Source organism: uncultured Cetobacterium sp. (assembly GCF_947072685.1).
Lineage (GTDB): Bacteria > Fusobacteriota > Fusobacteriia > Fusobacteriales > Fusobacteriaceae > Cetobacterium_A.
Genome location: NZ_CAMTIK010000012.1, coordinates 46,076 through 72,476 on the forward strand (window position 1 = coordinate 46,076; position 26,401 = coordinate 72,476).

24 protein-coding genes and 1 tRNA gene are annotated in these 26,401 nt (G+C 29.9%); 6 read left to right on the forward strand and 19 right to left on the reverse strand.

Annotation, left to right across the window (positions count from 1 at the left end; genetic code table 11):
- Window positions 1–58 precede the first annotated feature (58 nt).
- On the reverse strand, window positions 59–1,555 hold the full coding sequence (mglA, locus tag Q0V67_RS05950; protein WP_297597967.1) for a galactose/methyl galactoside ABC transporter ATP-binding protein MglA: 1,497 nt from the start codon (window positions 1,553–1,555) through the stop codon (window positions 59–61).
- Between the two features lie 62 nt (window positions 1,556–1,617).
- Window positions 1,618–2,601, reverse strand: coding sequence for a galactose/glucose ABC transporter substrate-binding protein MglB (gene mglB / locus Q0V67_RS05955; protein WP_297597969.1), 984 nt, complete (start codon window positions 2,599–2,601; stop codon window positions 1,618–1,620).
- Window positions 2,602–2,784: 183 nt separating this feature from the next.
- On the opposite strand from mglB, the gene Q0V67_RS05960 reads away from it, so the two are divergent.
- Window positions 2,785–2,861, forward strand: a tRNA-Arg gene (locus tag Q0V67_RS05960).
- Here the strand turns inward: Q0V67_RS05960 and Q0V67_RS05965 are convergent.
- Entirely contained in the window at window positions 2,840–3,637 is a 798-nt protein-coding gene (locus Q0V67_RS05965; RefSeq protein ID WP_297597971.1) for a homocysteine S-methyltransferase family protein, read from the reverse strand. The two genes, Q0V67_RS05960 and Q0V67_RS05965, sit on opposite strands and share 22 nt — an antisense overlap.
- 31 nt (window positions 3,638–3,668) lie before the next feature.
- Window positions 3,669–4,652 (reverse strand): DNA-processing protein DprA, encoded by a 984-nt coding sequence (locus tag Q0V67_RS05970; RefSeq protein WP_297597973.1) that lies wholly within the window; start codon window positions 4,650–4,652, stop codon window positions 3,669–3,671.
- A gap of 319 nt (window positions 4,653–4,971) precedes the next feature.
- On the opposite strand from Q0V67_RS05970, the gene Q0V67_RS05975 reads away from it, so the two are divergent.
- Entirely contained in the window at window positions 4,972–6,294 is a 1,323-nt protein-coding gene (locus Q0V67_RS05975; protein ID WP_297597975.1) for a YjiH family protein, read from the forward strand.
- Between the two features lie 63 nt (window positions 6,295–6,357).
- Here Q0V67_RS05975 and Q0V67_RS05980 read toward each other — a convergent pair whose 3' ends face one another.
- Window positions 6,358–7,680, reverse strand: a complete 1,323-nt coding sequence (locus tag Q0V67_RS05980; protein WP_297597977.1) for an MATE family efflux transporter — start codon at window positions 7,678–7,680, stop codon at window positions 6,358–6,360.
- Between the two features lie 155 nt (window positions 7,681–7,835).
- On the opposite strand from Q0V67_RS05980, the gene Q0V67_RS05985 reads away from it, so the two are divergent.
- Window positions 7,836–8,579: a glucosaminidase domain-containing protein gene (locus Q0V67_RS05985; RefSeq protein WP_297597979.1), complete on the forward strand. Its 744-nt coding sequence runs from the start codon at window positions 7,836–7,838 to the stop codon at window positions 8,577–8,579.
- A 39-nt stretch (window positions 8,580–8,618) separates the two neighbouring features.
- Here Q0V67_RS05985 and Q0V67_RS05990 read toward each other — a convergent pair whose 3' ends face one another.
- Together Q0V67_RS05990 and Q0V67_RS05995 are read right to left on the reverse strand one after the other, a co-directional pair.
- Window positions 8,619–9,848: a GNAT family N-acetyltransferase gene (locus Q0V67_RS05990; RefSeq protein WP_297597980.1), complete on the reverse strand. Its 1,230-nt coding sequence runs from the start codon at window positions 9,846–9,848 to the stop codon at window positions 8,619–8,621.
- A gap of 109 nt (window positions 9,849–9,957) precedes the next feature.
- Window positions 9,958–11,124, reverse strand: a complete 1,167-nt coding sequence (locus Q0V67_RS05995; RefSeq protein WP_297597982.1) for a dicarboxylate/amino acid:cation symporter — start codon at window positions 11,122–11,124, stop codon at window positions 9,958–9,960.
- A 168-nt stretch (window positions 11,125–11,292) separates the two neighbouring features.
- On the opposite strand from Q0V67_RS05995, the gene Q0V67_RS06000 reads away from it, so the two are divergent.
- On the forward strand, window positions 11,293–12,216 hold the full coding sequence (locus Q0V67_RS06000) for a potassium channel family protein (protein ID WP_297597984.1): 924 nt from the start codon (window positions 11,293–11,295) through the stop codon (window positions 12,214–12,216).
- Window positions 12,217–12,440: 224 nt separating this feature from the next.
- On the opposite strand, the gene Q0V67_RS06005 is transcribed toward Q0V67_RS06000, so the two are convergent.
- The 11 genes from Q0V67_RS06005 to arsB all read right to left on the reverse strand — a co-directional run bounded on the left by Q0V67_RS06005 (window position 12,441) and on the right by arsB (window position 24,339).
- Window positions 12,441–13,073 (reverse strand): GntR family transcriptional regulator, encoded by a 633-nt coding sequence (locus tag Q0V67_RS06005; protein ID WP_297597987.1) that lies wholly within the window; start codon window positions 13,071–13,073, stop codon window positions 12,441–12,443.
- 69 nt (window positions 13,074–13,142) lie between these two features.
- Entirely contained in the window at window positions 13,143–14,177 is a 1,035-nt protein-coding gene (locus Q0V67_RS06010) for a ribonucleotide-diphosphate reductase subunit beta (protein ID WP_297598015.1), read from the reverse strand.
- Entirely contained in the window at window positions 14,170–16,416 is a 2,247-nt protein-coding gene (locus Q0V67_RS06015) for a ribonucleoside-diphosphate reductase subunit alpha (RefSeq protein ID WP_297597989.1), read from the reverse strand. Before Q0V67_RS06015 ends, Q0V67_RS06010 begins: the two co-directional genes overlap by 8 nt.
- Window position 16,417: 1 nt before the next feature.
- The gene (locus Q0V67_RS06020; protein WP_297597991.1) at window positions 16,418–16,621 is read right to left on the reverse strand and encodes a glutaredoxin family protein; all 204 of its coding nucleotides are present in this window, start codon (window positions 16,619–16,621) and stop codon (window positions 16,418–16,420) included.
- Between the two features lie 131 nt (window positions 16,622–16,752).
- On the reverse strand, window positions 16,753–17,313 hold the full coding sequence (locus Q0V67_RS06025; protein WP_297597993.1) for a pentapeptide repeat-containing protein: 561 nt from the start codon (window positions 17,311–17,313) through the stop codon (window positions 16,753–16,755).
- Window positions 17,314–17,346: 33 nt separating this feature from the next.
- Window positions 17,347–17,781 (reverse strand): lysozyme, encoded by a 435-nt coding sequence (locus Q0V67_RS06030; RefSeq protein ID WP_297597995.1) that lies wholly within the window; start codon window positions 17,779–17,781, stop codon window positions 17,347–17,349.
- Window positions 17,782–17,932: 151 nt separating this feature from the next.
- Window positions 17,933–20,491: an FAD-dependent oxidoreductase gene (locus tag Q0V67_RS06035; RefSeq protein ID WP_297597997.1), complete on the reverse strand. Its 2,559-nt coding sequence runs from the start codon at window positions 20,489–20,491 to the stop codon at window positions 17,933–17,935.
- A gap of 3 nt (window positions 20,492–20,494) precedes the next feature.
- Entirely contained in the window at window positions 20,495–21,484 is a 990-nt protein-coding gene (locus Q0V67_RS06040; RefSeq protein ID WP_297597999.1) for a DMT family transporter, read from the reverse strand.
- Between the two features lie 125 nt (window positions 21,485–21,609).
- On the reverse strand, window positions 21,610–22,383 hold the full coding sequence (locus Q0V67_RS06045; protein WP_297598001.1) for a MerR family transcriptional regulator: 774 nt from the start codon (window positions 22,381–22,383) through the stop codon (window positions 21,610–21,612).
- Between the two features lie 496 nt (window positions 22,384–22,879).
- The gene (locus Q0V67_RS06050) at window positions 22,880–23,272 is read right to left on the reverse strand and encodes a hypothetical protein (RefSeq protein ID WP_297598003.1); all 393 of its coding nucleotides are present in this window, start codon (window positions 23,270–23,272) and stop codon (window positions 22,880–22,882) included.
- A 14-nt stretch (window positions 23,273–23,286) separates the two neighbouring features.
- Complete coding sequence (arsB, locus tag Q0V67_RS06055; protein ID WP_297598005.1) at window positions 23,287–24,339, reverse strand: ACR3 family arsenite efflux transporter; 1,053 nt, start codon at window positions 24,337–24,339, stop codon at window positions 23,287–23,289.
- Between the two features lie 183 nt (window positions 24,340–24,522).
- On the opposite strand from arsB, the gene Q0V67_RS06060 reads away from it, so the two are divergent.
- Window positions 24,523–25,509, forward strand: coding sequence for a permease (locus Q0V67_RS06060; RefSeq protein WP_297598006.1), 987 nt, complete (start codon window positions 24,523–24,525; stop codon window positions 25,507–25,509).
- A gap of 15 nt (window positions 25,510–25,524) precedes the next feature.
- On the forward strand, window positions 25,525–25,761 hold the full coding sequence (locus Q0V67_RS06065; RefSeq protein ID WP_297598008.1) for a thioredoxin family protein: 237 nt from the start codon (window positions 25,525–25,527) through the stop codon (window positions 25,759–25,761).
- A 49-nt stretch (window positions 25,762–25,810) separates the two neighbouring features.
- Here Q0V67_RS06065 and Q0V67_RS06070 read toward each other — a convergent pair whose 3' ends face one another.
- Window positions 25,811–26,149, reverse strand: coding sequence for a metalloregulator ArsR/SmtB family transcription factor (locus tag Q0V67_RS06070; RefSeq protein ID WP_297598010.1), 339 nt, complete (start codon window positions 26,147–26,149; stop codon window positions 25,811–25,813).
- Between the last annotated feature and the right edge of the window lie 252 nt (window positions 26,150–26,401).

Here is a 26,401-nt window from a genome sequence, read left to right on the forward strand (position 1 = left end):
CTTCCTCTGGGTTTATTGTATTTTCATTATTTAGTTGCATTTTTTCCTCCTGTAACTATTATAAATATAATGATGCCAGTTTTAATATCTCTTCTTGACTTGTTTCTTTAGTGTCTACTATCCCCGCTACTCTTCCATTACTCATAACTAAAATTCTATCTGTCACTCCTAAAAGTTCAGGCATCTCAGACGAGATCATAATTATCCCCTTTCCTTTGTTAGCTAAATCTAGCATAAGCTGATATATTTCATATTTAGCTCCCACATCAATTCCCCTTGTTGGCTCATCCAACATTAAAATATCTGGGCTTGTAAGCAACCATCTCCCTATTATTACCTTTTGCTGATTTCCACCAGACAGATTCCCAATAGGTGTCTTTTGAGTAGGTGTTTTAACTCTCATAGAATCTATAACCCATTTAGTATCACCATACATTTTAGATGAGTTCAACAATTTGTTCTTACCCTCATAGCTCGTCATATTTGAAATTAAAGAATTAAACTCTATATTTAACTGAGGAAAAATACCTGTCGCTCTTCTCTCTTCCGTCACTAGAGCAAATCCATTTTTAATTGCATCTAAACTCGAGTTATTTTTAATTTTTTTTCCGTTCAGTTTTATATCTCCACTTTCTTTTTCTCTGATTCCAAATATTGTTTCTACTATATCTGTTCTCTTTGATCCCACAAGTCCCGCTACACCTAAAATTTCCCCTTTTTTCAGATCAAAAGTCACCTCTTGAATAGAAGGTTGGTTTTTAGCTGTCAATCTTTCAATTTCCATTATAACCTCTTGAGGTTTATTTGATTTTGGTGGAAATCTTTGAGTCAACTCTCTTCCAACCATCATTCCTATTATTTGATCTGTTGTTATTCCGTTCAAATTTGTTGTAGTAACCCATTGCCCATCTCTTAAAATTGTTATATCATCACATATTCCTTTTATCTCTTCCATTTTATGAGATATATAGACTACGCCACAACCTCTATCTGTAAGTTTTTTGATAATCTTAAAAAGATGTGCAACCTCTTTTTCTGTAAGAGAAGATGTAGGTTCGTCCATCACGATCACTTTTGAGTTGTATGAAAACGCTTTTGCTATCTCCACCATTTGCATTTGAGATACAGACAAAGTTGAAACTTTAGCTTTCGGATCTATATTTATATCTAACTCTTGAAATATTCTCTTTGTATCCTCATACATCTTTTTATGATCTACAAATATACCTTTTAACGGGTATCTTCCCAACCAAACATTATCCATCACTGTTCTTTGTAACACTTGGTTTAGCTCTTGGTGAACCATAGATACTCCATTTTCTAATGCATCCTTTGCCGATATAAAATTTATTTCTTTTCCATCTAAAAATATCTTCCCTTCATCTTTGGAGTAAATACCAAATAAACATTTCATCAACGTTGATTTTCCAGCTCCATTTTCACCCATCAATGCATGGACTGTATGCGGTCTTATTTTAAGATTTACATTGTCTAAAGCCTTTACTCCTGGAAACGATTTAGATATCCCTGTCATCTCAAGTAAATATTTATCCATCCTATCTCCTTAAACCATTTTTATTTATAAAATAAGGGGAAGTTTTACCTCCCCCTCTCCTGTTACTTTTTAAAATCTTTTAAATTGTCTTTATCTACTCCTACATAAGGAATTCTCAATATTTTTCCGTTTAACTCCCATGCTGTTCCTTCTGTTGGTTTTTTTCCTTGCCCTAAGTTTCTAGCAATTTCATATGCTGCTTTTCCTTGATTCATTCCATCATTTAGAACTGTTCCAGCAACCTCACCATTCTCAACCATTACCAGTACTTCTGCCAATGCATCCACACCGAATACAGGAGTTTTTGGTTTTCCATTAGCCTTCAAAGCTTCTACTGCTCCCATTGCCATTCCATCGTTATTTGCTATAACAACCTCTATTTTTTCTCCATTAGGACCCGATAACCAAGCTTCCATTTTATCTTTTGCCATAGCAGCATCCCACATTCCTGTATCCATATGAAGCTCTTGAGTTTTAATCCCCATATCATTTAATGTTTTTGTTACATATGTTGTTCTAGCTTCTGCATCTGGATGCCCTGGTTCTCCTTTTAATAAAACATATTGAATAACCCCATCTTTATTTAAATCCCATGTCGGATTTGCTTTCCATTGTTTAGCTACAACTTCCCCTTGTATCACTCCCGATTCTTTAGAATCAGTTCCTACATAATAAACTTTATCATAACTATCCATATCCTCTTTAGATGGTTCTTTATTATAGAATACAACTGGAATATCTTCCGCTTTAGCTTTAGCTATAACTGTTGATGCTGCAGCTGGATCAACTAGATTAATTGCCAGTGAATTTACCCCTTTAGCTATTAATACATCAATTTGGTCATTTTGTTTTGATTGGTCATTTTGCGAGTCGTTCATTAAAACCACAACATCTTTGTCATTTTTTGCAACTTCTTCTATTCTCTGTCTCACTGTTGACATAAAGTTGTCATCATAACGATATACTGTTACTCCAATTTTTGTTGATGCTGCCGATGCTACTGTAGTAAGAGCCAATGCTCCTAATAAAAACGAAACTCTTTTCATAAAAACCCCCTACAAAATTGTTATATTATAAAACATATTGTAATTATACATTATTTAATAATCCAATGTCAAGCAATGCAAAAAAGTATAGAGTTTCTTTTTTTACCTATTTAAATATCTTATTTTTTTTTATTATTTTTGTGTTGACTTTTATATTATATAATGATATATTTTTTTAGTTATGTATCTGTAGCTCAGCTGGATAGAGCAACTCCCTCCTAAGGAGTAGGTCATGAGTTCAAATCTCGTCAGGTACACCATCTCTTTCGATCATAACTTTCAAAGCTTTTATATGCTTCTCATCTGTCCCACAACACCCTCCAACTATATCTAGAACTCCTTCATTTAAACATTTAGATAACTCTAAAAGATATTTTTTTATATTTCCATCTGAATTTGGATGACAACTTATTTTTAATGTTGTTGCTTTTCTCATTTTTTCAAACAACATTATTATTTCATCAGAAATCTCAGAACAATTTATACCTATTGAAAAAACATCCTCCACTATAAATTCATTCAATATATCTAATACATTCTCTCCAGAATACAACTGTCCAATTTTATTTACAGCAAATGATATCATTATTGGTTTTTTTCTTTTCTTTTCAGCCAACCTTTCTTTAAGTAATCTCAAACTTTTTTTACCTTCATTATAATCAAAAATTGTTTCTATTAAAATAAAATCTGTATCCCCATCTAAGATTCCATCTATTTGACTCTCATCTCCTAAACAAAAAGTTCCAACACTCTTTTTATTATATTTTAAAGCACTTTCTTTGGCTAATTTTGCCCCTTTTAATGCATATGAATAACTTTTTTCTGGGTCCTCTCCATACTTTATCAAGGCTTCTTTCGAACAGTTAAAAGTATTTGCTTTTATAAAATCGGCACCTGCTTCAATGTAATCCCTATGTATTTGAGCTATTATTTCTGGGTAAAGTTCATTAACTTTTTCCCTGCATTTTTCATCTATTTTAAACTTTTCACTTATTAACGTACCCATTGCACCATCTAAAACTAATATCTCTTTCATGTCATAACCCCTTTTTTCTTCCTATTATATACTAGGAATATTCAAAAGTAAAAAGAGTATGTGGTTTTCCTGTCAATATTTTTATATACTCCATATCTGACGAATTACTTATAAAAGTAACTTTTTTAATATTTTTCAAATTAAAAATACTATAGTTTCTTTTTAAATTTCTGATATAGACCTTTTTTTGCTCCTCAAATGCATTCTTTATAGTTGTTATCGTCCCGCCTTTTTTCCCACTTTCCAATACAAATACCTCTTCTGCCAAATATACTTGAATTCTGTTTCTTCGTAATAAATACACACCCTTAACCCCTAAGCTTGGTGGAATCTCTGAAATAATTGCTCCTTTTTTTTCTATAATCTCTTCCGCTAACATTTTATTTTCAGACGGGTATACTTCCCCTCCCAATCCCTGTCCTAAAACGGCAATATTTTTCAATCCTTTTTTTAAAGTTATTTGATGCCCTATAAAATCACATCCTTTTGCTAATCCACTCACATTATACTCAACACTTTTTTTTAAATACTCTACTATCTCCTCTGTAAATTGCACGACACTTAAATCTTCCGGATACCTTGTTCCCACTATCGAAATAGCAGTTTTCAGTTCTTTATCCTTGGGTAAAACACCTTTATAATAGAGAACATATGGCGGTGTCTTAACTTCTCTAAGTTTTTTAGGATAATCTGGACAATAATACGTCGATATCTTAATTTGTTTTTTTTCTATAATTTTTTTCTCTTCCAAAAGTTGCAACTTCAAATTTCTTATCATTTGAAAATCACCAAAAAAAACTTTTAACTTCTCTTTTTCAGAGCCATCCTTTAACATATTTATAATTTCAATTTTTTCACTGTAACTAGAAGTAAATAGATTTATTCCCATTTCAGAAGATTTTTTAAAAATTTTAAAAAGGTAGTTTGAAGAAAAGGCTAAAACTTCTATTTTTCCAATATTTATAACCATTGAAGAAACCATTGACCATAAAATCATATCATCTTTAGAATACACCCCAATCACTCTCCTTTTGAAAAACATTGTTTAATTAAATTACTCAACTTTTTTAATTCTCCTTTTAAAAAATATTTTATTAATTTCACTTTACAATTATTTGATTTTAATGTATACTATGCTAACAATTTAAATAGAGGTTAGTTCACTTATATGTTATGAGCCTAAGGCCGATGGCGATGACGACATGTTCCTGTGAATTAAGTATTACGAAGCTGCCATAGTAATACGCTTAATGAAATAAGTTCTCAATTCAGGCATACTTTTTTTAAGTATGTTTTTTTGTTTGGCAGAAATTTAAAAATTTCTGGAGGTTTATATGGCAATACTTAAGTTTGGAATTTATTCTTTTATAGGGCTTTTAGCGTTTTTAGCTCCTGTTACAATTGGTGGAGAATCATCTATTATTATGGGACATCTTAAAAATTTTGTTCTCGATAACTACTCAAATTTAGTTACTTTTTTAATCATGTTTTGTTCTGTTATAACAATAACTGGAACATGTCTTGGCTTTATAAAGAAAAAATTTAATGAGCAATATTTAAATGAGCTTTTTATTACTGATAAATTTAGTGGAATGCTAAGAATTGGTGGCTCAATTTTATTTATTATCATATCTCTTGGAATCGCTCCTGAATTTTTAAGCAATGAAAATACTGGTGGATTAATGGCAGGAGACATGATACCCCCTCTTATGGTTACATTCTTTGTCGGGGTTATGCTTATGCCACTTCTTACTTCTTTTGGACTTGTTGAATTTATAGGAACTCTAATAGCTCCTATTATGAAAAAATTATTCAAAGTTCCTGGATATGCAGCCATCGATGCCTTGGCATCTTTTTTAGGGGATGGTACAATTGGTATTGTGGTTACTGATCAACAGTACCAAAAAGGTTACTATACACAAAGAGAGGCTGCTGTTATTGCCACTTCATTTTCTATCGTGGGAATATCTTTTGCTGCTGTTGTGGCTGATTTATTAAAATTTTCTAAAATTTTCTGGATTTTCTATGGTACTATTGCTTTTGCAACTGTTGTAGCTGGATTTGTTATTGCTCGACTGCCATTAAAAAAATTCAAAAATGAATACTACAATAATAATAAGATTGAAGATGGAGGAAACAGAAGTTTTTCTCATGCATTAAATATGGCTACAACCACTGCTGGTAAAGCTTCTGAAAAAGAGATTTTAACTGATTCTCTTTTCAAAGTTGTTGTTATATACATCACCTTTATCCCTGTTATTATGTGTGTTGGATCTATCGGCTTAGTTATCGCTGAGAATACTAATTTCTTCAGCATTCTTTCAATGCCTTTAATGCCGATACTTAAATTATTAGGATTTACACATGAGGTTGCCTCTCAGATGGCACCCGCTATGATTGTTGGATTTTCTGATATGTATCTTCCAGCTCTTTTCATTGAAAACACAACTAGTGAAGTAGCTCGTTTTATCGTAGGAACTCTATCTTTTGCTCAGTTAATTTTCTTAAGTGAAACTGGAATGATTCTAGTTAACTCTAAAATGGGGTTTTCTATTTTAGATGTTGGAAAATTCTTTATTTTAAGAACGATTATTACACTTCCAATTATCTATACAATCTCTATGATTCTATTAAAAGTTGGTATTTTAGCAAATTAATAAATTCTTAAATAATAAAAAAGCTAGGAAAAAAAGAATTATCTTTTCTCCTAGCTTTTTTTATTAAATGAAACTTTTATTTAACCATCGTTTACTTCTCCAACGCCAGAGCATAGCAAATCCCCTAATCCATTCATCCATTCCGTTTGCTATCCAAACTCCAACCAAAGCCCAACCTAAATTTATACCCAGTAACCAAGACAATGGAGCTGCAACCCCCAACATCACAAAACACCCCAAAAACATCGGGAATTTTATATCTCCCGCTGCATGTAAAGCATTTATAACAACAATATTAAAAGTTCTTCCTGTCTCTATAAAAATTAACCATGGGAATACTTTTACTGCCGCTTCTACTACAATCATATCTGTTGTGAACAATTCCATTATTTGATATCTCAGAAAGTAAACTACTATCGAAACTAGCGTTGCTGCTGTAAAAGATAGTTTTAAGCTTCTCAAACACTGACTATAAGCTTTCTCTTTATTTCCAGCTCCAACTAACTGGCCTACTTGAATTGCTGTCCCATGACCTAAAGCTATTGAAAATATCATTATAAAAGAGGAGACAAGAGCCAAATAAGTTCTTGCTGTAATTTCGGTAGTTCCCATAGTATTTACCATCGCCAATATTATAACTTGAGTTAAACTCCAAGTTAAATGCTCCCCTGCTGTAGGTATTCCTATCGAAAGTATTTGTTTAACCTTTTCTATTGTAAACTGCTTTAAATCTTTTAATTTAAACTTACAGAATTGAGCCATCACAATAAAAGATACAATTGCTCCTAAGAATCTTGAAAACACAGTTGAGAGTCCCACTCCAGTAACTCCTAAAATAGGTGCTCCAAACCATCCAAAAATAAACATACCATTTCCTAAAATGTTTAATAAATTTACACCCACATTTACAAACAACATCGGCTTTGTATTTCCATAACTCTTTAATATGGCCCCATTTGTTAGTGATATAGCTTGAAAAACACAAAGTCCACCAACCAATTTAAAATAGTTCATCCCCATATCTCTAAGTGCTGATGGAAGTTTTATTTTTAAAAGAATCCAATCCCAAGCAAAAAAATAGATTAACCCTAAAACAAGTCCCACACAAAGATTCATAATTATAGAAACAGAAATAACCTCTTTTGTAGACTTTTCGTTTTTAGCTCCTATAAATTGAGCCATTAGAATGGTTGTTCCTAAGCAAATAAAACTTAAAACAGTATTTTGAATCAATAAAATTTGACTCATCCCTCCAACAGCCCCTACAGCTTGATCACTATAACGTCCCAACATTATAGTATCAACATTTCCAACAACAGTTACCAACAGAAGTTCTAAAAATATTGGTATTGTTATCGAAAATAATGATTTATTTTTTTCTGACATCCTTTTTTCTCCTATTTTTTTATTTTTTTACTTTTTATAAGCCTCTATTATACACTAATCTAAAGCTATCTGTAAATTTTTTATTGCTTTTTGCTGTATTTTACTGTATAATTTAATCTATACAAAAAAAATGTTAATTTAATAAAGGAGAGATTATGATAAAAAAATTATGTCTGAGTATGCTTACTTTTTTCCTTTATTCATCTTTTACATTCTCTATGGTAGATTACACATTACCACACGAAATCAAATACAAAACTGTCGAGGTCAAAACATTAAAAGATTTAGAGAAAAAACCTACTGGAAATCACGTTTACTCTTTAGATGGATTAGATTTAAAATCGTTAAGTGTACCGAATAGAAAAAAAGTATTTGTTAACATGCTGTTACCAAGTATAGAAGTTGTTAACAAGGAGATTGATAGAGATATTGCTATTATAAAAACTCTATCAAAAAAGAAAGCTCATACAAATGAGGAAAAAAAGGAATTAGATAGAATTTTTAATTCTTATAAAGTGTCTGCTTATAATTGGTCTGAACTGAAAAAAAGAATGATCAAGTACCCAACATCACTAATTTTATCACAAGCTGCGATTGAAAGTGGTTGGGGGACTTCAAAAGTTTTTAAAAGTCGTAATAATCTTTTTGGTATGAATGCTTATAAGCACACTAACCGAACATATAAGGAATACGACTCAATTAAGGACTCTGTTAAAGATTTTGTTCTAACTCTTTCTAGAGTAGATGCATATAAATCTTTGAGAACACGTGTACATGCAGGAGAATCTCCTGAAAGTATAGCTCATGGTTTAAAATACTATTCTGAAAAAAAGGAAGTATACATAAGAAATGTACAGACAATGCTAAAATCAAATAATTTTGCTAAATATGATGTATAAAAATAAAAGGTCTGTAGATATAAAAATCTACAGACCTTTTTAATTCATTAAACAATCCAAATGAATCGTAACACTTTTTACTGTCGGAAAATCCTCAATTATTGAATATTCTAAATCATCTGAGATTTTGTGGGCATTATATACCGTCATATCTTTAGGAACTCGAATATGAAATAAAAGAAAAATTTTATCTCCTGATTTTCTCATTACAACATCATGAACATTTTTTATATCTGTATTTTCATATATATACTTTTTTATTTCATCTATGAAATCTACATCTTGCTTATCTAAAATTGTATCTGTAGTTTCTAAAATAACATGCACTCCCTCTTTAAAAATCAGTATCGAAACCACTATACTTATCAAAATATCAAATATAGGGTTCACATATATCGATAAAAGAATTCCTACTATCACACCTAAAGATGCAAATATATCATTTCTGCTATCTTTTGCATCCGCTATTAACGCCGTATTTCCAGTTTCATTTCCAACTCTTATCTTTTGTTTGTACATAAAATATTTAACTATCGAAGAAAATCCTGCAAAATATATTGTTGACATCTCCGGAATCTCTTTATCTTTTCCTAAAAAAATAATTTCAACTCCGCTTTTTCCTAGTTCAAAAGCTGTCAATATCATAAATATTCCCATAATAACACCTATGACACTTTCTATCCGCTCATGACCAAATGGGTGATCTTCATCTTCTGGAATATTACTAAAATGGATCCCTAAAAGAATTCCCGATGAAGTAATCACATCTGATAGTGAATTAAATCCATCCGCTAAAAGGGCTCTTGATTTCCCTATAAAACCAAATGATATTTTTGTTGCAGCTAAAATTATATTCCAAAATATCGAATATAGAACCGTTCTTTTCCCCTCATTTTTTCTCACATCTTTTTTTTCTATATTCTCAATCACATATTCGCCTGCATTCTCTTTTTTAAATCCCATTTTTTTTAAAAAATCCTCTATCGGCGTGTCTTTTGCTACTATCAAATTCCCCTTTTGTATTTTTTTGTTGATAGCGAATGACAACAGTTTACTTCCATAGGATTTATATCTTTTTTCTTTTTTTATATAAATATTTTTCAAATAATAGTTATTATCTTTTTTTATAAAAAAAATATAACCTATCAATCCACTTTTATTTTCTACAGAAAAATACAGACCATTGGCATCAAAATAAAAATCTTTATCTAACTCTAAAAATTGTTCAATATTTTCTTTCACTTCTTGCGAAGTGTAGCTTCTATACATACTTCCTCCAAAATTCATAAAATTTAATATCGACAGTATAACATTTTTTCTTTTAAATATATATAAAAAACCTCCCTTTATTTTTAAAAGGGAGATTTTTTATATATAACTATTTTTTTTTGTTTTTAAATATACCATTCAATATAAGTGCTAGCGCTCCATCTCCAACCACATTACACGCAGTTCCAAAGCTATCCTGCAATGCAAATATTGTCAGCATCAAAGCTATTCCCGTATCATCAAATCCTAATACTGAGGATATTATTCCCAGTGATGCCATAACTGTTCCTCCCGGAACCCCAGGAGCACCTATTGCAAATATTCCTAACAATACAATGAATAGAACCATTGTTCCCATAGCTGGTAATGTTCCATATAAAACTTGAGATACAGTCATTACAAAGAATACCTCTGTCAAAACAGAACCACATAAATGTACTGTTGCTCCTAATGGAATTGCAAAATTTGCAATATCATCATCTAAAACTTTAGATTTTTTTGCACAAGATAGAGCCACCGGAAGAGTAGCTGCAGAGGACATTGTTCCAACAGCAGTTAAATATGCCGGCCCATAAAATTTCAATAAACTAATTGGATTTTGCTTTGACACAGCTCCTCCTATTGAATAAAGAATTACTAACCAAATAAAATGTCCTACTAAAACTATTAAAACTACTTTTAAAAAGATCGGTAACTGTTTTGTGATACTTCCTTCATAAGCTAATGCCGCAAATGTCGTAGCAATAAAAGCAGGTAATATAGGAATAATAATTCTATAAACTATTGCCAAAATCACATTGTTAAATTCATCTAATGCTGCCTCTAATTTCTTTGAGTTAGTCCAAACTATTGCCAGCCCTAAAAATAACGCTAAAACTAATGCTGACATTACAGATAATACTGGTGGAATATTAAGTTTAAATATCATCTCCGGTAATGCTCTTAATCCATCAACAGATGTCACAATATTCAACATAGGAATGATAGCATACCCAGAAATCATTGAAAATATTGCCGCTCCTAATGAAGAAAGATATGCTAACAATAACATTACTCCCAACATTTTACTCGCATTTGATTTCATCTTAGTTATAGCAGGAGCTATAAACCCCAAAATAATTAGTGGTACTGTAAACGAAATTATTTGTCCCAGTACAAATTTTATAGTCTGTACAATTCCTATCACAGCTTCATTGGAATAAAGACCTATTACCAACCCTGCTATAACTCCAAAAACTAACTTAATGATTAGATTATCTTTCTTTTCTTTTTGCATTTCTCCCCCTTTTGATATGTTTTATTTTTTTTTGGTACACTTTACATTGAGAGTGTATAACTCTTTAGTAACTTTGTCAAATTAATTTTTATTATTTTTAAGAGGAAAGAATCATTTTTTTATGTATCTGTATTAATAGAAACAACTTATTTTCACTAGGAGGATTTTATGCTTGATTACAGAAAATATCTAGGTAATCTAATTAAACAAATTAAAAATATTAAATCTTTAAGTAGCTTAAAGAAAACTCAAATACGTACTTTTTCTATTCTTCTTTCCATATTTTTTGCAGGATGGGAACTATATAGTTCTGATATTATTCGTAGCTCTAAAGAGTTCATTTTTAGTTCAGTCGTTCTAATTTTTTCTATTTTTGTTATATTATACCCTTTTATTTATTTTTTCAGATTTAAATTTGGAAAATTTTTGAGTGAACATGTATTGTTTTCAATCTCTTTAATTTTATATTTTATATTGCTTATTCCAATTCTTGGATTAATAAACAATCTTTTTTTAGATGTTTCTTTAAGTGGATTTACAATAAAAATTTTACATATTATATCTATACTTGTTTCGATGTCTCTTATTGTAATTATTATATCCAAACAATTTATCATGCTTATTTATAAGAAAAGAAAAATTGTCGGTGTGGATATATTGACGACATTTTTAACCTATATAACTCTCGGTCTTGCATTTGGATCACTGTATTACATTCTTAACTTTATGGTTAAAACCAATCTTTTCTTAGGTGTTGAAAAACCAAGTAATTTTAATTTAGGTAACTTCTTAAACCATATCTACATCAGTTTAGGGAGTTTAAGCACTGTTGGTTCTGGTAGTATTTCTCCATTAAACCCTTATATCAGGATAATTTGTGTGTTTGAAACAATTTTAGGTATCTTTCTAACTAGTTTTTCACTTGGGTTTATTTTTTCAGTTTTAGGTCCTAATAATCAAGAGATCTCAACTGAGGATACTCAAATCGAAAATAAAGTTGATGAATCCTTAGTTTCCAACTCTATAAAAAAAAGTTTTACTAAACTTAAATTGGACTTAAGTCTTGTTGAGCAACTGACTTCTTGGAAATAATTATTAAATTGATTGACTTTTTTATAATAAAGATATAAAATATATGTGTAAATGAATAATTGTATACAAATTTTATTGAAAATTTTTTTATGTTTAGAATAGTAGAACATATCGCACTGCCAAGCTATATGTTCTTGATTGTTTAACTAGTTTTCCCCTTAGTTATTCTAAATGTAGAATCCATTAAAAAAGCAGGATCTAGAATTGACTATATCCTGCTTTTTTTATTTTATTAAATAATCTATTAAAAACTCTTTTGCATTTTCTAAATGTTTAGTATTTAACTCTTTTGTTTTTTTAAGATCACCATTTTTTAAAAGAGATATTATCTCTTGATGTTCTTCATAGGCACGTATTACTCTTTCTGGATTTTGTAACGAATTTCTTTTTAATTTTGAAATAATAAAATCATAGTGTTTTAATATTTTCACTGTAAATTCCAAATTTGAAATCTCATAGAATATCTCATTATACTGAACAAATAACTCTCTTGCTATGTCCCAATTTTTTAATTGGATATATGATTTTGTCAAATATAAGTTCTGTTGTAATCTTTCTAGACCTTCTTTATTTAAGCTGATTGCTTCAAAAAGTATATTTTCCAATGCAATCCTTATTCTAAATATCTCTTCGACTTTGACGATGTTAATCTCCATAACTCTCAATCTTCCATTCGGAAGTCTCTCTATTATCCCTTCAATTTCTAACTTCTTTATAGCTTCTCTCAAAGGTGTTCGACTAACATTTAATTTTTTAGAATAATCTGTTTCAACTATCTTATCTCCAAAATTTAAATCTCCATTCAATATCTCATTTTTTAGAGCTTCATAAATGCTATCACTTACATTTTTTCTCATCAAATTCTCCTTAAATTATAACATACTACACTTAGTATAATATTAATTTAAAAAATTTGAAAGATTTTTTTAAAACTCTTCCCAACCATCTATTGAAGAACTCATATTATAACTTGTCACTGTTCCTTCAAAAAAGTTAGCTTTTACATTTCCTTCCCCTTCTGTATCAGCAAATTTTTCGAGATGTCTATATGGATTTTTTTCGAAGCCATCATATAATGGCTTTAGCCCTATAGATTTTAATCTCTCGTTAGCTAACCATTTTGTATAAGCTTCTGTCGTATCTTCAGTTATCCCTAAAATTTGATTTCCAATTATATGATTGGTCCACATAATCTCTTGATCTACAGCCTTTTTAAACATTTCATAGAATAAATCTTCCTGGAAAAATTCTGGATTTTCCTCTCTTATCTCTTTTATCATCTGTTGGAATATAACAACATGTGATAGCTCATCTCTATTTATAAGTTTTATAATATCGGATGTCCCCATCATTCTATTTCTACTAGCTAGCAGATAGAAAAAATTAAATCCGTTGTAAAAATATACCGCTTCTAAAAGATAATCCGCTATAATTGCTCTTGAAAAATTCTCGTCATTTGGCTCATCTAAAAAGTTTTGATATATATCTGCTATATAGCTATTTCTTTCAAAAAGAATCTTATCTTCTCTCCATTTATCATATATTAGATTTCTTGTTTCTTTTGGCAAAATCGACTCGATTATATACTGGTACGACTGAGAATGAACTGCCTCTTGAAAAGTTTGAATCGAGAGTATCAAGCTAACTTCTGGAGCTGTTATATAATTTGATATATTTGGAATATTATTCGTTTGAATACTGTCCAAAAATATCAAGAATGACAATATTCCATCATATGCTTCTTTTTCATAATCCGTTAAATTTTCGTAATCATTTTTATCCTGAGTTAAATCTATTTTTTCTGGAATCCAAAAGTTTCCCATCATATTCCTATACAATAAATTAGCCCACTGATATCTTACATTGTTCAGGTTAAATATATTTGTACTGTCACCTTTTATAATTCTTCTATCATTTAAAGAATCACTCCCAGCTGGATTAAATAGTTTTTTTCTATCCACTACAACTTTCACACTCCTCTTTTTCATTTATTATATTTGTATTTCTTTGAATTGTTCTTATATAATAAACTGATTTACACCCTTCTTTCCATGCTGTTAAGAATGTATCATAGATATCTTTAGCTTTAATCTCCTTATTCAAATCAAATATTAACTCCATTGAAACACCTTGAGTTATCCATTTTCCTATTCTGCTCATTATTTTTACATATGTTTTAGAATCAACATTTTTAAACTCCGGATAGAACCAAGCTCTATCTTTAAGATGTTTTACCACTCTTGGAACTGCACCTTTTTGATTTTTTTCTATATAGAATCTAGAGAATGTTGGATTTACAGATGCAGTGGATCCCATCAACAATGATGTCGAAGTATTTGGTGCTATTGCTGTCAACTCTCCATTACGTAAGCCATATTCCTTGACTAATTTAAAAACTTCTGTCCACTTTATTGAGAAACTTGAATTATCTTCATACCATTTTTGATCTTTATTAAAGAATAATCCTTGATCCCATTTCGATCCTTCAAAAGCTGAATATTTCCCTCTTTCTTTAGCTAGCAGAGCTGAAGCCTTTATTGTGTAAAGAGAGATCTCTTCAAATAATCTATCTATCTCTTCAATCGACTCATCATATATCATAAACTCTCTCGCCAGATAATCTGCTAGTCCCATCGCTCCTACACCTATCGTTCTATAGAGATTATTGTGTTTATCTGATTCTTTTATTGGTGTTTCTGTCAAATCAATTGTATTATCTAAAATTCTAACTGCTGTATAAATGATATTTTCAAACTCTTCTTTTTGTAGTTCTGCCAGATTTAATGAAACTAAATTACAAGTGTGAACCTCTCCTAGCTCCACTTTTCTAATTCCTGTGTTCTCATCAGTTTCTTCGCTAAATTTTACACTAGGAGAAAAATTCGAAAAACTCTCCATACATAAATTTCCATTTCCTATCATTCCAGCATGTGAGTTATGATTTCCTTCATTGGCTCTATCTTTAAAAAATATATATGGCATTCCAGTCTCTATTTGAACTTTCATTATCTCTTTAAATAGCTCTCTTGCCTTTATTGTTTTTTTAAGTTTTATATTTTTATTGCTTTCTAAATCTAAATAAATTTTTTCAAAACTCTCTCCATAAAGCTCACATAACTCCAAATCATAATTTTTTCTGACCTCATATGGATCAAATAAATTCCATGTTAAATCATTTTCAACTCTTCTCATAAATAGATCAGATAAAACTACTTGTGGATATATATCATAAGCTTTTCCTCTTTGATCTCCATTTTCTGTTTGAAGCTCTAAAAAATTCTCTATATCAATGTGCCAAGAATCCAAAGCAACTGTCACAGCTCCTGCTCTTCTTCCTTGTTGATTGACAGCTACCGCTGTATCATTAACTATTTTAACCCACGGAATAACACCACCACTAGCATTAAAATAACCATTCACCATAGAATTTTTTCCTCTGATTCGAGAGATATTTAATCCCACTCCACCACCATTTTTACTTATCTTAGCTATTGTATCCACATTATAAAAAATTGATTCTATATTGTCATCCATAGCGGTTATGAAACAAGATGACAAATTTCCCTTTGGAACTCTTAAATTTGCAAGTATTGGAGTTGCCAGTGATATTTTTTTTAGAGATAAAGCACTATAAAACTCTTTTGCTATCTCCACTCTATTTTCCTCTTTTATAGCCAAAAGCATTGAGATACACATAAATACCTCTTGCGGAAGTTCATATATAACGCCATCATACTTTAATAAGTACCTATTTACAAGCATATTAGCTCCTGCATAATCATAAAGCATATCTCTTGATGTATCTATTGTTTTTTCTAACTCTTCTAGCTCTTCATCTGAATATTCTAAAAGTCTTCTATCATATATTCCAATCTCTACTAATTTTTTTATAGTTTTTTGAAATGCTCCGTATGAAAATCCTCTTTTATGGTAAACCTCTCTCTCAGTTTCCATCATAAGCAGTCTTCCCGCAACATATGTCCAATCACTTTCTTCAAAACTTGTCATACTTACTGCCTGATTGATAAGTGACTCCTGTATTTTCTTTGTTGTTATATCCGCTTGATATATTGAATCTATATGGCTTTCCAATTCAACCATACTTACCTCTAGCTCTTCACAAGCTCTCAACAATTTTTCTCTTATTTTTTTAATATCTAGAACTTCTCTTATTCCTTCTCTATTTATAACCTGTCTCATATTAAAGAACCTCTAAAAAATTTTCCATAGTGTAAAATTTTTCGCTATATTCAACCACGGGTGCACTCATAATCCTTGCTTTACTGGCTACCATCATCAATGTTTTTAAATCTTGAATATATTCAAACTCTATTTTTTTATCTTCTAAAGTTTTCTTTAATAGTTCACATTTACTACAATTCTCTTTTCCATATATCTTTATCATTGCACTCTCCCCAAACCACAATATCTTGTGGTTTTTTCTTTCTTATATACTATATCTAGTATATATTATCCCATAGTTTCTATTTTTTTTCAATCTTTTTCTATATTAAAAAAGTGTAGTTTTTTATTTTTTTAAACTATTTCTATTCCAAATTTTTCTACAATCCCTATAGCTATTTCTAAAGATATTTTCGCCCCTTTTAATTTGTTTTTCATAATATCTATTTCTAAACCAGTACAACTACTCAAATCAGCCTTCTCCAATACACAATCGTTAAATTCAGTATTTATAAACTTGCTCTTATTAAATTTTGCATTATTTAATAGACAATTTTGAAAAATACACTCTTCCAAATTATTTTCCATAAATTCTATTCCTTTTAATTCAAGGTTATCAAAAATACAAAATTTCATAAAAGAATTCATAACTTTAAAATCTATTATAAACTTTGATATTTTGCTAAAATTAATATTTTTAAACTCACAATTCTTAAAAACAACTCCATTTAATTTTACATTTTCTAATTTTATTGAATCAAACTTACATTGTTCAAAAACTACATCTTCAAACTCACACTCTAAAAAAGCCATATTTTTAAACTCACTTTTTTTAAACTTTGTTTTTATAATTTCTTTTTCCAAAATTATTTCATTAGAAAGTGTCAATTTTATAATATCTTCTTCAAAATACACTTTTATCACTCTTCCTTTTCAATTTTATCTTAATCATCTTGGATAACTATTAAATAGATTCCTCTCCGCTTCTCTTCTTCTAACCAATCCTTGCAATACCTTCCCACCTGCTTTATTCCATCTCTGAAACTCTTGAGAAGCTCCATAATAATCTCTATTATTTAGTAATTTTAATAGTGTTGAAGCTTTAAAATTTCCCTCTCCCAAATTATATGTGAAAGAAACCAATGCATCAAATATCGGTTGATTTATTGCCACTTTTATATTTCTTACGACTGCACTCTCAAATGTCATCAAATCTTGTCTTAAAAGGTTCTCCGCTTGCTCCTGAGTTATCTCCATTCCTTCTTTTGAAGTCTTTGTATGACCATATCCGATAGTCCAAACTCCTGCTGGACATCTGTATGCTTTTAATCTACACCCTTCAAACTCTTTTATTAAATTAACTCCGTTTTGTGAAATTTTCACTCTTTTCCCCCTCCAATTTAAAACATTAAAAAATGTATCTACACTGTATAGTATAGATACATTTTTGTCAATTAGAGATAATTTTTTTGATAAAAAAACCTCCAAGTTAGATAATTTAATATTACCCCAACTTGGAGGTTTACACAAATATTTAATTAGATTCTAAAATCCTTCTTTTCGTTTTCATTCTATTATGCATTCCATAATCTTCACTTCTTTCCACAGCATCCTTTTTATAGTAGCATCTTCCATGAATTAATTGTAGTATGTGTAAAGAATCCAACCCTCCTAACTCCATACTTCCTCTGCATGAACCACAATAAGATATTATATGACCTTGAGTTGCATCATTTACCCTTCTATCAACTATTTTTTTGTATAAAGTTGTATTGATACAACCTAACATTCCACCAACACCACAACATCTTGTATTTTCTCTAATATTTTCCATCTCTTCAACTCTGTATCCCAAATTTGAAACTATCCATCTTATACTATCATGATGTGATAATACATGTCTTGTTGGACATGAGTCATGTATATTAAATACAACATCTGAACCTACTCCTATATCTTTTTGCCCTTCTGGTAGCCCTATTGTTTCTCTTATTAAATCCCAATATGATATAACTTTTTTCCCTGAATATTTTTCATATGTCAGATAACACGATGGACAAAGAGTAACTATTACATCAGCATTTATCTCATCTATTTCTTTTTGAACTCTAGAGTATCTCTCTTCAAAAAGCTTTGTTTCACCTATAATTTCAGTCGGTTTAGCACAGCATTGTAATATTATTCCAACGTTATCCTCTCCTAAACATTCCTTCATATGCTCATATGTCTTTTCCACTAATTCTGGAGATGATGCTGGCACAGTACACCCCGGTATTAAAACATACTTGGTTTGTTTTTTACCAGGAATAGTCACTGAATATTTTTTACTACATTCTAGTTCTTGCCCATCATCCAATCCAACATGACCAGCTAAAGGTGAAACATCTTCGTTAGCTCTTACATATTCTTTACGCATCTCCATAAAGTTTTCTCTTATATCAAAACTATTTGGACACTTTATTGTACATTGTTTACACTCATTACATGAATATGCTATGTTCATATCTATATTTTCATACCCTTTTTCTAAGTATTCCTTAAACAGCTCTCTAGGGCAAGATGTGTACTCAGTCATCATCAGGCACTCTTTCATGCAAAGTTTACATTCACACTGTAAACATCTATTCGCTTCCTCTAAAGCCACTTTATATGTAAAAGTTTTTTCTACTTCTAAAAATGTTTTAACTCTCTCTTTAGGGTCTAGCTCCTCACCCTTTCTTCTAGTTATTTTACTTGCTAAATCCCAATTTTCCTGAAGATATTCTGTTGGTAAATAAAGTTTTGTTTCACTTTTACCACCCTCTAAAGTTATATCTCTTCCCAACCATACATCCTCATTATTTAAAAATCTTACAATTGATTTTGCGGCTCTTCTCCCATCTGCCATGGCTTGAACTACTATATTTGACGAAGCACAATCCCCCGCATAAAAAACTTTTGGATTTTTTTTACTCTTCATACTCTCTCTATGAAAATCAAATCTATCCCCACAGTTTATAGATAAATCTACCTCTTGTCCTATAGCAAAAATAAGAGTATCCGCTTCTAATATTTCTAAATCCATTTCATTAAACTTAGGTTTAAATTTACCCTCTTCATTGAAAATAGAGTCGCATTTTTTTATAACTACCTTTTTGACTCTTCCATTTTCATCAACAAAAATCTCCTTTATTCCAGAACTTGGAATAAATTTCACACCTTCTGCGAGAGCTCCTTCAACTTCATGCTTAGAAGCAGTCAACGATTCCAAATCTTTTTCTAAAAATATAATGTATGAGTTTTTAGAGTCTTTCAATCTTAAAGCAGACCTTGCACAATCCATTGCAACATCTCCACCTCCAACTGTGAGAATATTTCCTTTAACCTCCTTGAAATCTCTCGTTAAAGATACCTCTTTTAAAAATTCAACAGCTGTTAAAACTCCAAGAGCATCAAAGTTATTTAAAGATTTATCTTTTCTCCCAATCTGTTTTCCAATAGCTACCAAAACAGCATCATAGTCTTTTTGTAGTGTTTCAAAATCTATATCTTTTCCAATCTCCACATCAAATTTTACTTCTCCTCCAAGTTTAGCTATTAAACTAAATTCGCTCTCTATTATATCTCTTGGAAGTCTATACTCCGGAATTCCATATCTCAGCATTCCACCTGCAAATGAATTTTTTTCAAATATAGTTACTTGATGCCCTTCTTTCAAAAGCGTTAGTGCTCCTTGAGCCCCTGCTGGTCCAAATCCAATAATTGCCACTTTCTTTCCTGTAGGTTCTTTTTTAGATAAATCCCACATCTCAGAATTATCATAGTTATCCGCTATATATCTTTTTAGACCCGCAATTGAAATTGCTGTATCCTCTTCTCCTCTCCTACATGCACTTTCACACGGGTGAGCACAAACTCTCCCTAAAATTCTAGGTGTAAAAAGTTCCTCTCTTATAACTCTTATAGCTTCTTCACCTTTATTTTCTCCTATAAGACGGATATATCTCTTAGCATCTGTATTCATAGGACAAGCTGTTGTGCATGCTGATTTTTCTTCTCCCATACAATTATCCACTATATGCTTCATATTTTCTATAATCTCTTTTCTTAACATATCTTACACCTCTTTCAATTTTTGAACCTTTGATTTTTTTCTAAAAAATTCTTTAAAATCTACTGCGAATATAAATACTCCCAGAATTATAACCAATCCGCAAATAGCAAGATATGGAGTTATCTCTGTCCCTAAAATTAAACTACTAAAAGCTATTGCCCAAAATGCTGCAGTACTATTTAATGCTGTTCCCATTGATGCCCCAATATAATCTACAGCCTTATACCAAGATAGATAAGTTATTGCTCCCAATATTGCAATTCCTGGGAAATATATAAGTTCATTATTTGTTACCAGTTGTCCCACTACTTTATATCCATCTACCATTGGCATGATTATAACCCCGTAGATAACAAAAGATGTCAAATATCTCAGTGTTAAGAATTGTTGTGGAGTTGCTTTTATATGCTCTTCATTCTTAATTTTTTTCATAGCATATCCTATAATAACCCCCTCTGAAGCCCATCCCAAAACTGCTAACAGAGTAAACCCCATTCCTTTATAAAAATCTGGATACATATTTAAATCTACCTTTGAATATCCCAGTGCTACAGATCCGATTAAACTTACTGTTATTCCAATAATAGCTCTTTTTGAAAGTTTTTCTTTAAGTATAAAATATGATAAAACTGCTCCCACACCTGGATATATAACTGATAAACTTGACGCATAAGCAGGTGCCGCATATTTAATTCCAATTACATACCCACTCATTCCGATTGGAGCTCCCACTAACGCTGCTAAAAATGTGGCCTTTCCCTTTTTTGTTTTTAAAAGCTTAAATGTATCCATAAGTTGTCTGTTAAAAAGAGCAACTAGAACAAGCCAAAAAAAACAAAATGCATCGTGTAAAAATGCAGATACCAATGTACTTGAGGATGCTGTTTTTAATATAGTAACATCTCCTACAAGCCCCATTAAAACGGTATCAAGTCCCCATGCAAATCCAACTAGACCACCAAAAAACAAACCTTTTTTCAAATTCCCTTCCATAAAATCCTCCTTGCTTTTCTAATAATGCTAGTATATTAAAAAAATAACGTAACGTCAATATTTTTTTGACGTTACGTTACAATTGGTTTAAAATAAATTTTATGTGATTAATTTATAATCTTTTTTTATAAGATTTTTATGAATGCCTTCGTTACTAAAACTACTTTCCTCTCTCTTTTACAAAATATTCTAAATTTATTTTCTACATAAATTTCATCTTTATGTTTTAAACCTCTCTCTTTTAAATAACTTTGCATTTTCTTAAATACTTCAAGTTGTTTGCATAACCCATCTCTAGAATAAGCGACTACATACTCTCCCTCTTCCAATATATAATCTCCATTTTTATGGGAATGAAATTCTAAAGTATATTCATCCAATTCTTTTAACAATATCTTCTGAAAATCTCCACCATAAGTTTTCTCATCCATTATGTCATAAGTTTCTAAATTCCAAACACTTTCCACATCTGGATCATTGTATATTTTATTCCTAACATCCACTGAAAAATATTTTCTCTCAGACATATCTTCAATATTTATAAAAACATTCTCCATATCCAATTTCTCAATTATATCCATTTCTTCTTTAATCTTTTGATTTTGCCATTTTAAATAATTTATCATCTTTTCGTTTTCTTCCACTCTAGATTTTAAAAATATATTTTTTTGATTACAACATTTATTTCCTAAAAGCCCCTCTATTTCTTTTAAACTAAATCCTCTATTCTTAAGTTCATTCAAATATATAAGTTTATTGATTTCATCTTTAGAGTATAGCCTATTTCCTCTTCCTTCTTGAGTAGATTTTATCAATCCAATCTCTTCATAATATCTTAAAGTTCTTGTTGTTAGGTCCATACTTTTTACAATATCTCTTATTGAAATATACTCTTTCATTTTGACTCCTTTTTAAGCTCGGCATCTTTTAACTTTTTTCTACAGATATAATTCTTTGATATCAACAAGTGAAAAATATGCTTATATCCCCCATAGCTAAAGCAAGAGGCTTTACGCACTTTTTCGTAATATCTAATAGTATTATATCATTTTAATTTCAAAATTTTATAATCATTTTTTTTGATTATTATTTTTGCCTAAAGAAGAATACTTCGAGAAATTAAAAAGTCTTCCTATTATCATCTTTTTCATCTAAAACCATCAGTTGAAAATATAAAACATTACTCCAACTTGAAGGTTTACACAAATATTTAATTAGACCCAAAATAACCAGTAGTTACAGAAGGAACACAAAGTTTTCTTCTTTTACATGATAGCTTATAAATAGAACTGCCTCCATTTATATTTTTCATAAATTTTGTGTATTCAATAAGACAATCTATCTCTATATTTAGATTTAAAATGATAGATACAAACTTACAGTTATTGAAAAGTTTTAAATATTTTCTTTTATTATTTCTATAAATTCTTTAACTTTTTTTTCAAGAAGATCTACTATGATTTCTTTTTCTTCAAAAGTTTTCGCAGGGTATTTATCCATATCAAAATCGATAGTTTCTTTGGCAGGAACAAATGGACACTCTACAGCACATCCCATTTTAACAAGATAATCAATATGTTCTGGAAGGTTATCTAGAGAATGAGGTCTGTATCCATCCATAGAAAGTCCTCTTTTTTCCATAATTCTAGCTCCTTCTGCATTTACTTTGTTTGCAGGGTTTGTTCCAGCACTAACTATTATAAAATCATTTGTTAATTCTTTTGCAAATCTTTCACAAATAATACTCTTAAAAGAGTTTCCTTTACATACAAAAGCGATTGTTTTCATTTTTATAAATCCTCCTAAATTTTTATTATTTTCTCTTCTTTGCAGTTTTCTATAAAATACCCTCTTGTTCTATTTGATATATTAACTAATATAAGCATAACAGGTACTTCAACAAGAACTCCAACTACTGTAGCTAAAGTTGCTCCAGAATTTAATCCAAATAAAGATATTGCTACAGCTACAGCAAGTTCAAAGAAATTACTTGCTCCAATCATTCCTGCAGGTGAAGCAATCTCATGAGGTAGCTTCCAAATTTTAGCCCATGTATATGCAAAAAAGAATATAAAGAATGTTTGGATTGTTAATGGAATAGATATAAGTAATATATCCATAGGATTATCGATTATTTTTCTTCCTTGGAAAGAGAAAATAATTGTTAATGTTAAAAGTAAACCAGCTATAGTTATTTTATCAAACTTTTTAAGAAATGTTTCTTTAAAGTAATTAATTCCTTTAGTTTTGATAATATAGTGTCTAGAAACTATTCCTAAAATTAAAGGAATAACAACAAATAGTACAACAGAAAGGATCAAAGTATCATAAGGAACAATAACATTATTTATTCCTAATAATAATGCTACTATTGGTACAAATCCAATAAGTAAAATTAGATCATTAACTGCTACTTGTACTAAAGTATATGCCGGATTTCCTTTTGTAAGCTGACTCCAAACAAAAACCATAGCAGTGCATGGAGCTGCCCCTAACAGTACTGCTCCTGCAATATATTCGTCAGCTAAATTAAGTGGTATTATATTCTTAAAGACAACTTTAAAAAATAATACTGATATAAGGTACATTGTAAAAGGTTTAACTAACCAGTTAGTAACACAAGTTATTGTTAGCCCTTTTGTATTTTTAGTTGCATTAATAATAGATGTAAAATCTATTTTTAACATCATTGGATAGATCATTAACCAGATTAAAATCGCCACTGGTATAGAAACGTTTGAATATTCAAAAAGTGCTAGTGTCTCTGGTACTGTAGGTATAAATACCCCAATAGCTACGCCTAAAACTATACATATTCCTACCCAAATAGATAGGTATTTTTCAAAAAATCCCATTTTTCCTCCTTCAATTAAAAGTTTTGTATGAGTATACACTCATATGTTAACATGAGCTCACAACTTTGTAAATAATAATATTAAAAAAATATAATTTAGTTTTTTCTAATATTATTTTGACAATAGTTTATCTATATGGTATAACGATATTAGCAAATTCTAATATACTTTGAGGAGGATTTTATGAGATTCATTGAAGATTTTTTTTTGAAAATGTTATGGCTTAATAATATGGCTGGTTATTTAGTTTCAAATTTTTTTAATATATCCTTAGATACAAAGCTCGGAGGAGCTTTACAGTTTTTTATCTATGATACAATTAAAATTTTTATTTTATTAGGTGTATTAATATTTGGAATCAGTTATATCCAAAGTTTTTTTCCACCAGAAAGAACTAAAAAACTTTTAGGAAGATTCAATGGAATAACTGGAAATACACTTGCTGCACTTTTAGGAACCATAACTCCATTTTGTTCTTGTTCTAGTATACCTTTATTCATTGGATTTACATCTGCAGGATTACCAATTGGTGTTACTTTTTCATTTTTAATATCATCTCCTTTGGTTGATATTGCATCTTTGTTATTAATTAGTTCTTTCTTTGGATTCAAAATAGCTTTTATATATGTTATTGTAGGAATAATCCTTGCTGTTGTTGGTGGAGTTATAATAGATAAGATGAATATGACAAAATATGTAGAACCCTTTGTTTTAAATATCCAGAATGTAGATGTTGAAATTAGTGAAATGAATCATAGAGATAGATTTTTATTTGCCAAAAATCAAGTGAAAGATATTTTTAAAAAAGTTTGGCTGCCTATTTTAATTGGAGTTGGAGCTGGAGCACTTATTCATAATGTTATACCAACAAAAATTATTGAAGCTCTTTTAGGAAAAAATAACCCATTTGCAGTTTTACTAGCAACTTTAGTAGGAGTTCCTATGTATGCTGATATTTTTGGAACTTTACCTATAGCTGAAGCTCTTTATCTAAAAGGTGTTGGAATTGGAACTATTCTAGCTTTAATGATGTCTGTTACGGCATTATCTTTTCCAGCAATGGTTATGTTAAGTAAAGTTATAAAATTTAAGTTATTAGCTTTATATGTTGGATTAGTTACTACTGGAATTCTAATTATAGGTTATTTATTTAATTTTATTAACATATAAGACAGGAGGAATAAAATGGAAATTAAAGTATTAGGTGGATGTTGTAAAAGTTGTGATGTATTATTAGATTATGTTAATGAGGTATTAGTTGAACTAGATAAGAAAGCAAAGGTTGAAAAAATAACTGATTTTGTTGAAATTGCAAAGTTGGGAGTTTTAAAAACTCCCGGAATTGTTATTGATGGAAAAGTTATATTTTCTGGTCGTATGGCTGACAAAAAAGAAGTTAAAGAAATTTTATCTAAATATTAATTTTTTACAAAAAGAGTCTCAACTTAAAATAAGATTGAGACTCTTTTTTCTAATCTAAACAATGATTTTTAGTTTTTAAAAATTCTATAAAACTATTTTTATCTTCTAAAAATATACTATCTTCTAAAGATTCTAAAGTATCTATAACAAAACTATTTTTTTCTAACAGTTCCAAGTTTAAACTATAATAGGACCACTTTCCCTTTTTTTGGCAAACTATTAATTTATCTTTTCTTAGTTTAGTAATATGTCTTGAAGCATTTGATTGATTTAATTTTAGTACTTCTTCTAAATCACAATTACAAGCCTCTTTAAATGTTAATAAAATTTTTAAAATTCTTAATCTATTTAAGTCTGCTAAGGACTTAAGTATCTCTAAAATTTCCACTTCTCCTCCTCGTATAATGAAGATATGAAAATCTTCATCAATTTATCTATTATAATTTGCTAAAGTGCTGTGAATTATACTCTTGAAGGATTTAATACTCTTTATTCTATGATCTCTTCAAACGGTCAAATACGGTAAGTCATCTAAAGGATAACTTTCTTTTTACCACATTATAACCCTGAAAAAATATTAATTCAAGTGTTTTATCAAGTGGATCTAGAGGAGGAGTTAGGATATACTAAAGGAATAACT